Below are 16270 nucleotides of genomic sequence, written 5' to 3'. Positions count from 1 at the left end.
TTGATGAAAACCTAGTAATTTTAATAGTAACTTGCTTATTTTTGAGGCTATGCAACAGTATAAAAAACAATTCATTTTAGCTCTTAGCTTACCTATTCAATTTTTTATTGTACATTTTATAAGTCAAAAACCACAATGGATAGAACATTATTATAGTAATGGATTTTATCCGTATATTTCAAAAACACTTCGATTTTCTTTAGGATGGATTCCTTTTTCTGTGGGCGATGCATTGGGTTTAGTTTTAATATTTTTACTGATAAAAGGCTGTTACTCTTTAATTAAAAATAAATTTAAAAATAGTCTTTCGAAATTTTTACAGTTTACAAGCGTTTTATCGTTGATTTATTTTTGCTTTTATGCCTTTTGGGGATTGAATTATTTTAGAGAATCATTAGCAAAAAATTTGAATTTACAACAAGCAAATTATACTACAAAACAGCTAGTTGAAACTACCGAAAAAATTGTTTTCGAATTAAATAAAATTCATTTACAAATTACAAATAACGATACCATTAGAGTTCAAGTTCCGTATAGTCAAAAAGAAATTTATGGTTTAGCAACAAACGGTTATCAGAATATATCGAAAAAATATCCGCAGTTAACTTATAAAAATCCATCAATAAAAAACTCTTTGGTAAGTTTATTTCAATCTTATAACGGAACTTCAGGATACATAAATCCGATTACTGGCGAGGCGCAAATAAACGATATGATTCCTAAAACAGGATATCCAGCAACAACTTGTCATGAAATGGCGCATCAAATTGGTTGGGCTGCCGAAAATGATGCGAATTTTGTAGGGTTTTTAGCAGCCGTAGCAAATAACGATTTATATTTTCAATATTCAGGATATAGAATGGCATATATCTATTGTATTAATCAAGTTTATAAACGAGATAAAAAAATAGCTGAATCAATAAAAAACACTGTAAATAAAGGAGTTTATAAAGATTTCGGCAATAGTCGTTTACATTGGAAACAATTTAAAAACCCTATTGAGCCATATTTTAAAAAAGGATATAACTCTTATTTAAAGGCAAACAATCAATCAAAAGGAATAAAATCTTACAGTTATGTAGTAGATTTGTTAATTGCTTACTTTGATCAAAACAAATAAAATTAACAGCTTATCTATGAAATATTTTTCATCAATTTTAGTACTATTTTTAATAATTTCTTGCAATTCATCATCAGAATTAGCTAATGATTTTTCTTGTGAAAATTCTAATTCTTATATCGATTTACAGAAAAACAAAGATGTTAGGAATCTGTTTAGCGTTAAATTTCCAAAAAAATGGAAAGTCAATTTATATTATGATGATGCAAAAACATCTATTTACGCTGCCGATACTACCGTAAGCGTTACTAAAACAATCCTTATTGATGTTACTTTAGTACATAATACTATTTTTATTGATAAAATATTTGCTCAAAAAATTACAGATGATAATAAAAAAATGGGCTTAACAGAACTTAAAACCAAAAACATACAGCTATTTAAAAAACCTTCTTATTACAGTTACGCCGAAGGAAAAAAAGGCAAGTATCCATATCATATTTTAAATACCTTTACAAAAATAAATTCTGATAACTTTTTACACGTTAAAACAGAAATTTATGGTGATTCTTTAGTTGAGCAACGAATTTGTAACGCCATTGAATTAATAGAAAAAATACAACTGAATTAGTTTTTTCAAAAATCCTTAAAACAACAACAAAAATGAACAAACAACACATTATCAACCGATTTATAAAATATGTAACTATTGATACCGAAAGTGATCCTAACAATCCTGCTTTTCCTAGTTCAGAAAATCAATGGGATTTAGCTAAAGTTCTTGAAAAAGAATTGAAAGAAATAGGAATGGAAGACGTTGAATTAGACGAAAACTGTTACATAATGGCTACTTTACCTAGTAATATTGATTACGAAGTGCCAACAATCGGTTTTGTTGCTCATATTGATACAAGTCCTGATTTTACAGGTAAAAATGTAAAACCTCAAATTCATGAGAATTACGACGGAAAAGATATTCTTTTAAATAAAGAAGAGAATATTGTATTATCTCCAGATTATTTTGAAAACTTACTTATATATAAAGGAGATACAATTATTACTACTGATGGAACAACACTTTTAGGTGCTGATGATAAAGCTGGTGTTACAGAAATAGTTTCAGCAATGGAATATTTAATTCAAAATCCTCAAATTAAACATGGTAAAATAAGAATTTGCTTTACTCCTGATGAAGAAGTTGGTAAAGGAGCTCATATGTTTGATGTTGAAAAATTTGGCGCAAAGTGGGCATATACTATGGATGGAAGTCAAATTGGAGAACTTGAATATGAAAGCTTTAATGCTGCAAGTGCTGTAATTACTGTAAACGGTCGTATGGTACACCCTGGTTACGCTAAAGGTAAAATGGTAAACAGTATGTATATTGCTCAAGATATTATTAACTCTTTTCCTAAACAAGAAACTCCTGAAACTACTAGCGGTAGAGAAGGTTTTTATCACCTTAATAGTGTTACTGGTGAAGTTGAAAAAACAGTGTTACAATATATTATTCGTGATTTTGAAAAAGAAGAATTTCAAACTAGAAAAAAATATGTTGCTGATTTAATTAAAGAATTAAATGAAAAACATGGCGGTGGTGATAGAATTACTGTTGAAATAAAAGATCAATATTATAATATGGGTGAAAAAATTAAGCCTATTATGCACATTGTTGATATTGCTGAAGAAGTAATGAATGACATCGGTATAACACCTATAATTAAAGCTATTAGAGGTGGTACTGATGGTTCTCAATTATCTTACAAAGGATTACCATGTCCTAATATTTTTGCTGGTGGACATAATTTTCATGGACGTTATGAATTTGTATCTGCTGAAACAATTATAAAAGCAACAGAAGTTATTGTTGGTATTGCTGAAAAAGTAACTGTAAACTTTAAATAATATTACACATTTATAATTTTAAAAACGCTAGTTAATAACTAGCGTTTTTTTGATTATTATCATAATCAAACTAAAAAAAACAATAAATTATTAGTAACTTATATTTAAAGGAGAAAATCACTAAAAAACACTTTAAAAAATTAAGAATACTATAAATCAACTTTTTTTCACAAAAAAACTTGATTTGTCTATTTCTTATAAATAATTTGTAAAAGTCACTTGCTTTGCTACATTTGTGGCTTATAAACTATATTAAAATGAATAGAGAAGAGTTATTAAATTTAGCGAACAAATACGGTGCACCACTTTATGTATATGATACTGAAAAAATAATAGAACAGTATAAAAGTATTACAGGTGCCTTTTCTAAAGTTAAAAGCTTAAAGATAAACTATGCAGTTAAATCTTTATCTAACATTAATATTTTAAAGGTTTTTAAAACATTAAATAGTGGTTTAGATACTGTTTCTATTCAAGAAGTAAGACTTGGTTTACTTGCAGGATTCGCTCCTAAAGATATCATTTATACTCCAAACGGTGTTTCTTTACAAGAAATTGAAGAAGTTTCAAAATTAGGAATTCAAATTAATATTGATAACTTATCTATATTAGAATTATTTGGACAAAAACACCCTAAAACACCTGTTTGTATTCGTATAAATCCGCATATTATGGCGGGTGGAAATAGTAATATTTCTGTTGGACATATCGATTCTAAATTTGGAATTTCAATTCATCAAGTACCACATATAAAAAGAGTTGTTGAAAATACAGGAATGCGTATTAACGGTATTCACATGCATACTGGTTCTGATATTTTAGATATTGACACTTTTATTAGAGCTTCAGATATTTTATTTGATGTTGCAAGACAATTTGAAGATATTGATTTTATTGATTTTGGAAGTGGATTTAAAGTCCCTTACAAATCGGATGATATTTCTACTGATATTGTTGAATTAGGAGAAAAATTATCTGATAGATTTAATACTTTCTGTAAAAACTATGGTAAAAATGTAACTTTAATGTTTGAACCTGGTAAATTTTTAGTGAGTGAATCAGGAAAGTTTTTAGCTAAAGTTAATGTAATTAAGCAAACTACATCAACTGTTTTTGCTGGTATTGATAGTGGAATGAATCATTTAATTCGTCCAATGCTTTACAATTCGTACCATACGATTGAAAACTTATCAAACCCAAAAGGAAGAGAACGTTTTTATAGTATTGTTGGATATATTTGTGAAACCGATACTTTTGGTTCTAACAGACGTATTAATGAAATATCTGAAGAAGATGTTTTATGTTTCAGTAATGCTGGAGCTTATTGTTACTCAATGGCATCGAACTACAATTCGAGATATAAGCCTGCAGAAGTAATGATTTACAAAGGAAAAGATTACTTAATTAGAAAAAGAGAAACAATGGATGATATTCTTAGAAATCAAGAGAATATTAAAATTGATTAATCTGATATAACTAATACCGATTAAAAATACTTAAACCTGAGCAATATTGTTCAGGTTTTTTTATGCTTGTATTTAATTAAACTTAACACCTCACAGGTCTATTTATTTCAGCATCGCATAAAGCGAAAAATTAAGATAAAATTAGGATGCGAAACTGAAATAAATTCAGTTTGACGGATTCTATTTTTTAGCTATAAAACGTTTTTAAATTAAATTTAAACAGGCTTTTAATAAATATAAAATACATCTAAAATTATAAAAACAAACTAAAACCCTAGCCCCGATTGAAGCAATTGTTTGAGCTCTTTTTTTGATTTTTCTTCAAAAAAAAGCGAGTGCGGAAAGCGGGAAATTGCTTCAAATAAATCTAAAAAAACTTAATTTAAAAGACAAAAAAAATCCTACTCAAATAAATGAGTAGGATTTTTATATAGTTTTTAATTTAAAATTCTTACTTTTCAGCAACAACCTCAAATACGATATCAGCAACAACAACTCTGTGTAAACGTACAGCAGCGTTATATTTACCTAATCTTTTTACACTACCTCCAGTAACTTTGATAAATTTCTTATCAAGAACAGTACCAGCTTTAGCTAAAGCTTCAGCAACATCAATGTTGTTTACTGAACCAAATAACTTATCACCAGAACCTACTTTAGAAGTAATTTTGATTTCGTATCCTTTAATAGCTTCAGCAACCGCAGTAGCTTCTTCTATTAATTTAGCTTCTTTAAAAGCACGTTGCTTTAAGTTTTCAGCTAATACTTTTTTAGCTGAAGAAGTAGCTAATATTGCATATCCTTTAGGAATTAGGCTATTACGACCATAACCATTCTTAACAGTTACAACATCGTCTTTAAAACCTAAATTTTCTACGTCTTGTCTTAGTATCAATTCCATGTTTCTACTTCTTTATTATTTTAATAAATCACCAACGTATGGCATTAAAGCTAAGTGACGAGATCTCTTGATAGCTTGAGCCACTTTACGTTGATACTTTAATGATGTTCCTGTTAAACGTCTTGGTAAAATTTTACCTTGCTCGTTTACTAAATACATTAAGAAGTCAGCATCTTTATAATCGATGTATTTAAAACCGTTCTTTTTAAAACGACAGTATTTTGCTTCTTTTTTTGTTTCAATATCAAGAGGAGTTAAGTAACGTACCTCACCTTGCTTACTTCCTTTTGCTTGTTGATCTATAGTTGTTGACGCCATTTCTTACTTTTTTGCAGATTTAACACGTTCTCTTCTCTTTTCAGCCCACGCTTCAGCATGCTTGTCTAACCTTACAGTTAAATAACGCATAACACTATCATCTCTTCTGAATTCTAATTCAAAAGGAGCGATTGCATCTCCAGCTACTTTGTAGTCTAATAAGTGGTAAAATCCACTTTTTTTCTTTTCAATTGGGTAAGCTAATTTTTTTAAGCCCCAATCTTCTTTAGAAATCATTTCTGCACCTTTAGAAAGTAAATAGTCCTCAAACTTTTTTACTGTCTCCTTTATCTGAGTTTCAGATAAAACGGGATTCAAAATGAAAACAGTTTCGTAATGATTCATAATTGAATTGTTTAAATTTTTATAAGTCTGCAAATGTAGTGTTTTTTAATCGCCTTAACAAACTCTTACTCATAAAAATAAAAGCTGTTTTTATGTAAATTTAGCGTTACCTTTTTATTATTCTTATTTACTAGCTGTAAAACAAGCTTTTTTTTCAATTTTAAATTGATGTGAAACATTTGTTATGAAAATTTGCTCAGTAAAATTCTTTAGACTATTTTTATTATGAAACAGCAAAATAAAGATATAAGTATATGAGTTATAATGCAACGATAGAAGAAGAAAATAAAGAAATAGCCCACAGATATAAAAATTTATTAAAAGGAACATATCAAACATTATCCGAAGAAGATAAAAAACTGATTCGTAAAGCTTTTGACATTGCTGTTGAAGCACATTCCAAGCAACGCCGAAAAACAGGAGAACCTTATATTTTTCATCCAATAGCAGTTGCAAAAATTGTTGCCGATGAAATTGGACTAGGTGCTACCTCTATTGCCGCAGCACTTCTTCATGATGTTGTTGAAGATACGCACTATACTATTGATGATATGGAACGCCTATTTGGTGAAAACATAGCCCGTATTGTTAGTGGACTTACTAAAATATCAAACCTAAAAAAAGAACAAGACTATTCTATACAGGCTGAAAATTTCAGGAAAATGTTACTTACTTTACATGATGATGTACGAGTAATTCTGATAAAAATAGCCGACCGTTTACATAATATGCAAACAATGGATGCAATGCCTGGCTATAAACAAGTTAAAATTGCTTCTGAAACTTTATATATTTATGCTCCTTTAGCACATCGCTTAGGTTTATATAATATTAAAACAGAATTAGAAGATTTAGGTTTAAAATATACCGAACCTGAAGTTTATAATGATATTTTAATCAAAATTAAAGACAGCAAAGAAGAACAACAAAAATATATTGACAGCTTTACAGGTACTTTAAAAGAAGCTTTAGATAAAGAAGGTTTTAAATATAACATTAAAGGACGTTTTAAATCCATTTATTCTATCCGAAGAAAAATGAGAAAACAAAACGTAACTTTTGAAGAGGTATATGATAAGTTTGCTATTCGAATTATTTATGAACCAACTTCTACGGATGAAAAATTTGATGCTTGGAAAATATATTCGATTGCAACTGATTTCTTTAAACCAAATCCTGCTCGTTTGCGCGATTGGATTTCGCAACCAAAATCAACAGGATACGAAGCCTTGCACATTACAGTTATGGGACCGCAAGCAAAATGGGTAGAAGTACAAGTTCGTTCTGAAAGAATGGATGAAATTGCTGAAAAAGGATACGCAGCACATTTTAAATATAAACAAGGTGCAATAAAAGAAAATGGGCTTGAAGGCTGGTTAAATCGTTTAAAAGAAACACTGGAAAATCAAAGTATCAATGCTGTAGATTTTGTAGAAGATTTTAAACTTAATTTATATGCCAAAGAAATATATGTATTCACACCTAAAGGAGATTTAAAATCACTTCCTAAAGAAGCATCAGCATTAGATTTTGCTTTTGCTGTACATACAGATGTGGGTTTAAAATGCCGAGGCGCAAAGGTAAACGGAAAATTAGTTCCTTTAAGTTACACTCTTAAAAGCGGTGATCAAGTAGCAGTACTTACTGCAACAAATAATAAACCAAATATACGTTGGCTTGATTTTGTTATTACAGCAAGAGCACGTACTAAAATTAAGTCAGCCTTAAAAGCCGAAGAAAAAATTATTGCTGAAGAAGGAAAAGCTATTTTAATTAGAAAACTACGTCACTTAAAACTTGGGTCTGATGAAAAAATAATTAATGAACTTGCTAATTATTTCGAATTAAAAACAAGCTTTGATTTATTTTTTAGAGTTGGTAATGGTGCTATTGATAACACAAAATTAAAAGAATTTGTTGCACAAAGAAGTGGGCTTATTATGGGCTTTATCAAAAATACTTTTCGCCGTTCTTCTTCCAAAGATGTATCAGAAAAGGAAGAAGTTAACCACAAATACGATGCAATTGTATTTGGAAAAGACGAACAAACACTCGATTATAAGTTATCAAAATGCTGTACTCCTATTGCTGGTGATAAAATTTTTGGATTTACAACTATTGGAGAAGGTATTAAAATACATAAAAATAATTGTCCTAATGCCATTTCATTACAATCTAATTATGCATACAGAATTATGCCTGCAAAATGGATTGATTCTACCAAACAAGAATTTACTGCTATTTTACACTTATCAGGTATTGATAATAAAGGGATTATAAATAACCTTACACGTATTATTTCTAATAGTATGGATGTTTTCATACATAGTATAAATATTGCAGGGTCTGAAGGTGTTTTTGATGGTAAAATATCTTTAAGTATTAAAAATAAAGTACAGCTAAATAAAATAATTGATGCTATGAAAAAAATAGAAGGAATACAAAAAGTAGAACGTGTTAACACATTATAAATATCATTTTAATGATACTTCTTTTTTTATCAATAAATAACTGTAAATTTGTCCGTCCGTAAATTTTTAAATCATAATGAGTAATTCAGTCGAAAATCAAGAAATTGTAAAAAAAGTTTTTACTACTTTTTTAGAAGAAAACAAGCATCGTAAAACACCTGAGCGATATGCTATTTTACAAGAAATATATGTAGCTGAGGAGCATTTTGATATAGAATCATTATATATTAAAATGAAAAACAAGAATTATCGTGTAAGTAGAGCAACACTTTATAATACGATAGACTTGCTTTTAGACTGTGGATTGGTTCGTAAACATCAATTTGATGGACAATCAATGGCGCGCTATGAAAAAAGTTATTTCGATAAGAATCATGATCATTTAATAATGACAGACTCTGGAGAAGTAAAAGAATTTTGCGACCCAAGAATTCAAATTATCAAAAAAACAATAGAAGAAGTTTTTGATATTGATATTCACAACCACTCTCTTTATTTCTACGGAACAAAAAGAAAAACAAAATAACAACACAAATACACTTAATAACACACTAAATGGCAGTAGATTTATTACTCGGATTACAATGGGGAGACGAGGGAAAAGGTAAAATCGTAGATGTTTTAACAGGAGATTACGATATTATTGCAAGATTTCAAGGAGGACCAAACGCAGGTCATACATTAATTTTTGACGGTACCAAACATGTTTTACACACAATTCCTTCTGGAATTTTTCATAAAACCGCTTTAAATGTAGTTGGTAATGGTGTAGTAATCGACCCTGTTATCTTTAAAAAAGAATTAGAAAATTTAGATACTCATAAAGTTGATTATACTTCTAAATTATTAATTTCTAGAAAAGCTCACTTAATATTACCTACTCACAGGTTATTAGATGCGGCTTCTGAAACTTCAAAAGGAAAAGCTAAAATTGGTTCTACTTTAAAAGGAATTGGTCCTACTTACATGGACAAAACCGGTAGAAACGGAATGCGTGTTGGAGATTTAGAGTTAGATAACTGGAAAGATAAGTACAGAGCTTTAACTGAAAAGCATTTAAGTATGCTTAGCTTTTTTGATGTTCAAGTAGAATATGATTTAGACGAATTAGAGGCTGAATTTGACTTAGGTATCGAAAAATTAAGAACACTTCAATTTATAGATTCTGAAGAATTTTTAAACAGCGCAATAAAAGAAGGAAAAACAATATTAGCTGAAGGAGCTCAAGGTTCTTTATTAGATATTGATTTTGGAACGTATCCGTTTGTAACATCTTCTAATACAACTGCCGCTGGTGCTTGTACTGGTTTAGGTATTGCTCCTAACAGAATTGGAGATGTATTCGGAATATTCAAAGCTTATACTACTCGTGTTGGTTCTGGTCCTTTTCCTACTGAATTATTTGATGAAGATGGTGCTGAAATGGCTAAAGTTGGTCATGAATTTGGAGCAACAACTGGTCGTGCAAGAAGATGCGGATGGTTAGATTTAGTTGCTTTAAAATATGCAGTTGATGTAAACGGAGTTACTAAGTTAATGATGATGAAAGGAGATGTTCTTTCAGGATTTGACACTTTAAAAATCTGTACTTCTTACAATTATAAAGGAGAAGAAATTACACATTTACCTTATAACATTGAACCTGAAAATGTAACTGTAAACTATACAGAGTTTAAAGGATGGGAAGATGATTTAACTAAAATGACTACTGCTGATCAGTTACCTCAAAACTTATTGGACTATGTTGCTTTTATTGAAAAAGAAACTGGTGTTCCTGTAACAGTTGTATCTGTAGGTCCAGATAGATTACAAACAATTAATAGATAAATTTATTTCTATTTTATATAAAAAGCCTTCATCTTTGATGAAGGCTTTTTTGTTTTTATATATTTTCTTTAGAGCATTTAAATTTTGATATACCTTATCTATTAAAGTCATGCTGAATTTATTTCAGCATCGCATCAATAGTAGAACTGCGGAAAATCAGGATGCGAACCTGAAATAAATTCAGGTTGACGAATTCCATGTTTTATTTTTTAACAAGAGGTTCCCCCCCTTGACTTCTTCCTTTTAAAAGTCTAAATTATTTAAACAATCACTAATATAAAAATTTTTCTGATAAAATTTCTTGCCCAAATTTATGACATAATGCTAATGTTTCATTTATGTGATCAATCGTTGTTTTCGGGTTGATTAAACACATTCGTAAAACTACTTGTTTATTCAAAATAGTGGTTACTAAAAATGCTTCTTTAGAATCCATTATTTTTTTAGAAATCTGATTATTTAACGCATCAATTTCTTTTTCTGATAAATTTACTCCAATCGGATTATATCTAAAATTGATAATAGCTAAGGTTGCAGGAGAAACAATTTCCCAATCTCTACTTTTACGCAGAACTTTTTCAACGGTATCAGCTAAATCAATATTATAAGTTACAGCAGCTTTAAAAGTATCTAATCCGTATGTTTTTATCGACATATAAAACTTTAAAGCTCTAAAACGACGTGTTAATTGAATTCCATAATCATAAAAATTTATTTCAGATTCATTTCCTTCAATATCACGTAAATATTCAGGTTTTTCACTAAAAGTTCCGCTTAACCAAGAAGAATCTTTCACTAACAAACAGCCTATTTCGTAAGGTTGATAAAACCATTTATGCGGATCTACTGTTAACGAATCGGCTCTTTCGATTCCTCGTAATGCTTTTGCGCCTTTTTTTGATAAAATAGCAGCACCACCATAAGCTCCATCAATATGAAACCATAAGTTTTCTTGCTCACAAATATCTGCAATTTCATCTAAAGGATCGACTGTTCCTGTATTTGTTGTTCCTGCAGATGCAATAAAACAAAAAGGTTGTAAACCTTCTAAGCGATCTTTAGCAATGGCATTTTTTAATTTATTGATACTTATTCTAAATTCAATATCCGTAGGTAAAATTCGAATTTGTTCTTTTTTAAAACCTAAAACACGAATCGCTTTAATATTAGAAGAATGCGCTTGATCTGATAAATAAATAACAGCTTTTGAAAAATCATCACCACATTTTATACGTCGAGCTGTTGCTAAGGCTGTTAAATTTGCCATAGAACCACCACTTGTAAAAATCCCTCCTCCTTTTTCAACAGGGAAATCATACATTTTTAACAACCAATTCATTGTTACTATTTCTAATTCCGCAGCAGCAGGAGAAACTACCCATCCACCTGAAAAAATATTGAATCCTGTTGCTAAACTATCCGCCATTGTACTGATAAAATTACTTGGTCCAGGTACAAAAGAATATGCTTTTGGATGAGAAATAACCGTACTATTCGGAATAACGTTATCGACCACAAAATCTAAAACATCGTTTGCTTTCATACCTTTATCAGGTGCTTCTTGCAAAAATAAATGATCCATTTCTTTACGTGTAGCTGAAGTTACTGGTTTTTTATCTTCTAAAGTATCCCAATGTTCAGCTATTAGATCTACTATCTTATAACCATAAGATTTCATTTCTTCTAAGGATAAATCAAAATGAGCGCTCATATATGTGTATTTTTTGTTATTTCCACAAAATTAACCTTTAAATATATTTTTTCTTCGTTTTTCTTCGGATAATTTTATTAGATAATTTTATTGATTTATTAAGAAAAATAGCCCGTTCTTTTCATTATTTTTGCTAGCTAAATATTATCAATTTGAAAAAATTATTTCTTTTAAGTTTTTTATTAGTATCAGTCGGATGTTTTTCTCAATCAAAAAAGATTAAAATACTTTCTACGCAGTTAAGTACTGCTGATGAAGAAAAATATCCTGGTGCCACCATCCTTATAGGAAACGTAAAAATGGAGCATGAAGGTGCTACTTTAGATTGTAAAAGAGCATTACTTTATCAAAAAGAAAACATATTTAAAGCCTTAGGAGAAGTTGTTATTGAGCAAGGCGATAGTATTATTCAATACAGCGATTTCACTCTTTATAACGGTAATACTAAAAAAGCCACCTCTTGGGGAAATGTAGAAATTAATGATAAAGAAATGAAACTTAGTACTGATACACTTCATTTTGATAGAAAAGAACAAGTTTTATATTACCCTAACGGAGGAACTATTCGTGATAAAAAAAATGTACTAAAAAGTATTAGAGGTTCTTATTTTTTAAAGGATAAAAAATTTACTGCAAAATCAAAAGTAACAGTTGTTAATCCTGAAAGTAATTTAGAATCCAATCATTTAGATTATTATACAAATTCAAATTTAGCCTACTTATACGGAGCAAGTACCATCACTAATTTAAAAGATAGTACAAAAGTATATTGCGAAAAAGGGTTTTATAATACCAATACTGATGTCGCTTATTTTGTAAAAAATGCCAAGTTATTTTTAAAAGAACGCACCATTTCTGCTGATAGTTTATACTATGATAAACGTAAAGGTTTTGCTTCTGCAACCAACAATATTAAAGTAATTGATACAATTCAGAAAATGATTACTAAAGGTAATTATGCCGAATTATATGAAAAGAAAGATTCGCTTTTTATCATTGATAAAGCTGTTGCTATTACTTTATTAGACAAAGATTCGATGTATGTTGCTGGTGATAAAATTCTATTGACAGGTAAAACAGATAAAAGAATTGCTAGAATTTTTAATAATGTAAAAATTTTTAAAACTGATTTACAAGGAAAATGTGATTCTATTCATACAAGTCAAACTACAGGAGTTACCAGAATGTTTAAAAATCCTATTTTATGGTCGGGGAAAAATCAAATTACTGGCGATAGTATTCAAATATTGACAGATATAAAAACAAGTAAACTTGATTCTTTAAAAATATTAAAAAATGCCTTTATGATTCAAAAAGATTCTTTATCCGAAGATGATTTTAATCAAATTAAAGGAAGAAATATTTATGGTAAATTCGAAAATAATGATTTAAGAACTATGCTCGTTAAAGGAAATGCAGAATCTTTATATTATAATAGAAATGAAGATTCTAAGAAAATGGAGACTGTTACCAAAGAAATTGCTAGTGATATTGAGTTTACCTTAGTCAAAAATAATATTACGGAAACAAAATATTTTAAACAATCTGAAGGAACAACGTTTCCTCCTTCTGAGTTTCCTTCCGAAGAAAAAAAATTTAAAGGTTTTATTTGGAGAAGTGATGAACAACCTTTAACTGTTGAAGATATTTTCAAAAAAGATAATATTAAAAGCCTTCCTCCTATCAAAAAAAATAATGAAGCCGTAAAAAAAGTAAGAAAAAAATATCTAAAAGAAAGCTTAAAAAACAGAACTGATAGACCTGAAAAAAACACAAAATCAAGAAAAAGAAACTCTAAAGGCGGAGATAGATAATATATATATAAAGTGATAAACGATTTTTTAAAATACCAAGGACAAACGACACCACATCCTTTAGCTATTGAAATTTCTCATGCTAGTGGTAGCTATATTTACGATAGCAAAGGTAAAAAAATGTTGGATTTTGTAGCAGGAGTTTCTGCAAATAGCCTTGGGCATAATCACCCAAAAGTTACTGAAGCTATAAAAAAACAATTAGATAATTACACACATGTTATGGTTTATGGTGAATTTATTCAAAAACCACAACTAGAATTATGTAAAGCTTTAGCAAATACACTTCCTGAAAATTTATCTGCTGTTTATTTAGTCAATTCTGGTACTGAAGCTACCGAAGGAGCTTTAAAATTAGCAAAACGTTTTACTGATAGATTTGAAATTATTGCTGCAAAAAATGGCTATCACGGAAATACACAAGGGGCTATGAGCGTTTGTGGCGCTGAGGAACAAAATCGTGCTTTTCGTCCTTTAATTCCTGGCGTTAAATTTATTGAATTTAATAATGAAATAGATTTAGAAAAAATCACTACAAAAACCGCAGGTGTTATTTTAGAAACTATTCAAGGTGGCGCTGGTTTTATCGAACCTAAAAATAATTATTTATCCAAAGTAAAAAAACGTTGTAAAGAAGTTGGAGCATTGTTAATTTTAGATGAAATTCAAACAGGTGTTGGACGTACTGGAAAATTTTGGGGATTTGAAAACTATAATATGACTCCTGATATCATCATAACAGGAAAAGGTTTAGGCGGAGGAATGCCTATTGGCGCTTTTATTGCTTCTTTTGATGTAATGAGCTGTTTAAAAGAAAATCCTAAATTAGGTCATATTACTACTTTTGGTGGGCATCCAATAATTGCTAGTGCAGGATTAGCAACTGTAACAGAAATTACAACAACAAATATTATTGAAGAAACTATAAGAAAAGAAAAGCTTATTAGGAATAATTTTAAAAATCAAAAAGCGATTAAAGAAATACGAGGAAGAGGTTTAATGCTTGCTTTAATTGTTGATTCTCCTGAAATAGCTTCAAAAATAATTCTTAACTGTTTGGATAAAGGCTTGATTTTATTTTGGTTACTTTTTGAAGGAAGTGCTATAAGAATCACACCTCCATTAACAATTTCAGATAAAGAAATTAATGAAGGATGTGCTCTTATTATAAATGAACTTAATAATCTTTAAATTAAAAATTCAAACAAATTAGGTTTATCATTTAAATATTCACCGTAAAAATTAAGTGACTTCATTCTAGCTATTAAAGGAGCTAAATCTTCACTTTTTACAAGTTCAATACCTACTACAGCGGGTCCGTTTTCTCTACTTGTTTTCTTAGAATATTCAAAGTAAGTAATGTCATCATTCTCACCTAAAACATCTATAACAAATTCTTTTAACGCACCTGCTCGTTGTGGAAAACGAATAATAAAATAATGCTTTAATTGACCATACAATAATGCACGTTCTTTAATTTCGGCAGTTCTTGTAATATCATTATTACTTCCACTAATTACGCAAACAACATTTTTACCTTTAATTTCATCAGCAAAAAAATCTAAAGCAGTTATCGTTAAAGCCCCTGCAGGCTCTACAACAATCGCTTCTTTGTTATATAAATCTAAAATAGTTTGACATACTTTTCCTTCTGGAACTGTAATCATATCGTGTAAATTTTCTTTACAGATATCAAAAGTTAAATGTCCTACTTGTTGTACAGCAGCTCCATCAATAAACTTATCAATTTTAGCTAGCTTTACATTTTTATTTTTAGAAATAGAAGTTTTCATAGACGCAGCACCTTCTGGCTCTACACCTATTACTTTTGTATTTGGTGATAATAATTTAAAAACACTTGATACTCCAGAGGCTAATCCTCCTCCACCTACAGGTACAAATACGTAATCTATAGTTTCTTCTGATTGCTTAATTATTTCTAAACCAACTGTTGCTTGTCCTTCTATAATTTTTTTATCATCAAAAGGATGTACAAATGTTTTACCTAATGTATCACATATATTTTTTGCAAAAGTATAAGCATCATCAAAAGTATCACCAGATAATTTAATATCAACATAATCTCCACCAAACATTTTAACTTGTTCTACTTTTTGTTTTGGTGTAGGTGCTGGCATTACAATAGTACCATGAATTTTTAACTTCTTACAAGCAAAAGCAACTCCCTGAGCATGATTACCTGCACTTGCACAAACAATTCCATTACGGCGTTGTTCTTCAGTAATCGAGCTAATTTTATTATATGCTCCTCTAATTTTATAAGATCTAACTTGTTGTAAGTCTTCTCTTTTTAAAAAGATATTTGCATCAAATTTTTCTGAATAAATATAATTTCTTAATAGCGGAGTTTCTATAGCTACACCTTTCAGTGTAGCTACAGCCTCCTCTATTGCTTTTATTGTTGGTGAATATGTGGTTTTTATTTGCATAT

Annotated in this window: 14 protein-coding genes; 9 read left to right on the top strand and 5 right to left on the bottom strand. The window is 29.4% G+C overall.

Annotated elements, in window-relative coordinates; translation table 11 throughout:
- Nucleotides 1–49: 49 nt before the first annotated feature.
- From AB0T67_RS00925 to lysA, 4 genes are all read left to right on the top strand, one after another.
- A complete protein-coding gene (locus AB0T67_RS00925; protein WP_369218743.1) occupies nt 50–1120 on the top strand; it encodes a DUF3810 domain-containing protein in 1071 nt (356 codons plus the stop codon).
- Nucleotides 1121–1136: 16 nt separating this feature from the next.
- Nucleotides 1137–1691, top strand: coding sequence for a hypothetical protein (locus AB0T67_RS00920; RefSeq protein WP_369218742.1), 555 nt, complete (start codon nt 1137–1139; stop codon nt 1689–1691).
- Nucleotides 1692–1723: 32 nt separating this feature from the next.
- A complete protein-coding gene (gene pepT / locus AB0T67_RS00915; protein WP_369218741.1) occupies nt 1724–2965 on the top strand; it encodes a peptidase T in 1242 nt (413 codons plus the stop codon).
- Nucleotides 2966–3222: 257 nt separating this feature from the next.
- Nucleotides 3223–4431: a diaminopimelate decarboxylase gene (lysA, locus tag AB0T67_RS00910; protein WP_369218740.1), complete on the top strand. Its 1209-nt coding sequence runs from the start codon at nt 3223–3225 to the stop codon at nt 4429–4431.
- A 451-nt stretch (nt 4432–4882) separates the two neighbouring features.
- Here the strand turns inward: lysA and rplI are convergent, their stop codons facing one another.
- The 3 genes from rplI to rpsF are packed head-to-tail and all read right to left on the bottom strand — an operon-like array spanning nt 4883 to nt 5995.
- Nucleotides 4883–5332 (bottom strand): 50S ribosomal protein L9, encoded by a 450-nt coding sequence (gene rplI, locus AB0T67_RS00905; RefSeq protein ID WP_369218739.1) that lies wholly within the window; start codon nt 5330–5332, stop codon nt 4883–4885.
- 15 nt (nt 5333–5347) lie between these two features.
- Nucleotides 5348–5650: a 30S ribosomal protein S18 gene (gene rpsR, locus AB0T67_RS00900; RefSeq protein WP_058884950.1), complete on the bottom strand. Its 303-nt coding sequence runs from the start codon at nt 5648–5650 to the stop codon at nt 5348–5350.
- Nucleotides 5651–5653: 3 nt separating this feature from the next.
- Complete coding sequence (gene rpsF / locus AB0T67_RS00895) at nt 5654–5995, bottom strand: 30S ribosomal protein S6 (protein ID WP_101917415.1); 342 nt, start codon at nt 5993–5995, stop codon at nt 5654–5656.
- A 254-nt stretch (nt 5996–6249) separates the two neighbouring features.
- Between rpsF and AB0T67_RS00890 the strand changes: the two genes are divergently transcribed.
- The 3 genes from AB0T67_RS00890 (at nt 6250) to AB0T67_RS00880 (ending at nt 10293) form a co-directional block, all read left to right on the top strand.
- A complete protein-coding gene (locus AB0T67_RS00890; RefSeq protein ID WP_271230118.1) occupies nt 6250–8466 on the top strand; it encodes a RelA/SpoT family protein in 2217 nt (738 codons plus the stop codon).
- A 76-nt stretch (nt 8467–8542) separates the two neighbouring features.
- Nucleotides 8543–8992 carry a Fur family transcriptional regulator gene (locus AB0T67_RS00885; protein WP_271230119.1) on the top strand — a complete coding sequence of 150 codons (450 nt, stop codon included), beginning with the start codon at nt 8543–8545 and terminating at the stop codon, nt 8990–8992.
- 29 nt (nt 8993–9021) lie between these two features.
- Nucleotides 9022–10293, top strand: coding sequence for an adenylosuccinate synthase (locus tag AB0T67_RS00880; RefSeq protein WP_271230120.1), 1272 nt, complete (start codon nt 9022–9024; stop codon nt 10291–10293).
- Nucleotides 10294–10564: 271 nt separating this feature from the next.
- Here AB0T67_RS00880 and AB0T67_RS00875 read toward each other — a convergent pair whose 3' ends face one another.
- Nucleotides 10565–12004 (bottom strand): pyridoxal phosphate-dependent decarboxylase family protein, encoded by a 1440-nt coding sequence (locus AB0T67_RS00875; protein ID WP_369218738.1) that lies wholly within the window; start codon nt 12002–12004, stop codon nt 10565–10567.
- Nucleotides 12005–12156: 152 nt separating this feature from the next.
- Between AB0T67_RS00875 and AB0T67_RS00870 the strand changes: the two genes are divergently transcribed.
- Nucleotides 12157–13818, top strand: a complete 1662-nt coding sequence (locus tag AB0T67_RS00870) for an OstA-like protein (protein ID WP_369218737.1) — start codon at nt 12157–12159, stop codon at nt 13816–13818.
- Between the two features lie 12 nt (nt 13819–13830).
- Entirely contained in the window at nt 13831–15009 is a 1179-nt protein-coding gene (locus AB0T67_RS00865; RefSeq protein ID WP_369218736.1) for an aspartate aminotransferase family protein, read from the top strand.
- Here AB0T67_RS00865 and ilvA read toward each other — a convergent pair.
- The gene (gene ilvA / locus AB0T67_RS00860; RefSeq protein ID WP_369218735.1) at nt 15006–16268 is read right to left on the bottom strand and encodes a threonine ammonia-lyase IlvA; all 1263 of its coding nucleotides are present in this window, start codon (nt 16266–16268) and stop codon (nt 15006–15008) included. The genes AB0T67_RS00865 and ilvA overlap by 4 nt on opposite strands.
- Nucleotides 16269–16270 lie beyond the last annotated feature (2 nt).

It is taken from the genome of Tenacibaculum salmonis, assembly GCF_041053065.1.
Taxonomy (GTDB): domain Bacteria; phylum Bacteroidota; class Bacteroidia; order Flavobacteriales; family Flavobacteriaceae; genus Polaribacter; species Polaribacter pacificus_A.
Note: the sequence above shows the minus strand (reverse complement) of the source record. Positions and strands in the feature narration are given on the sequence as shown.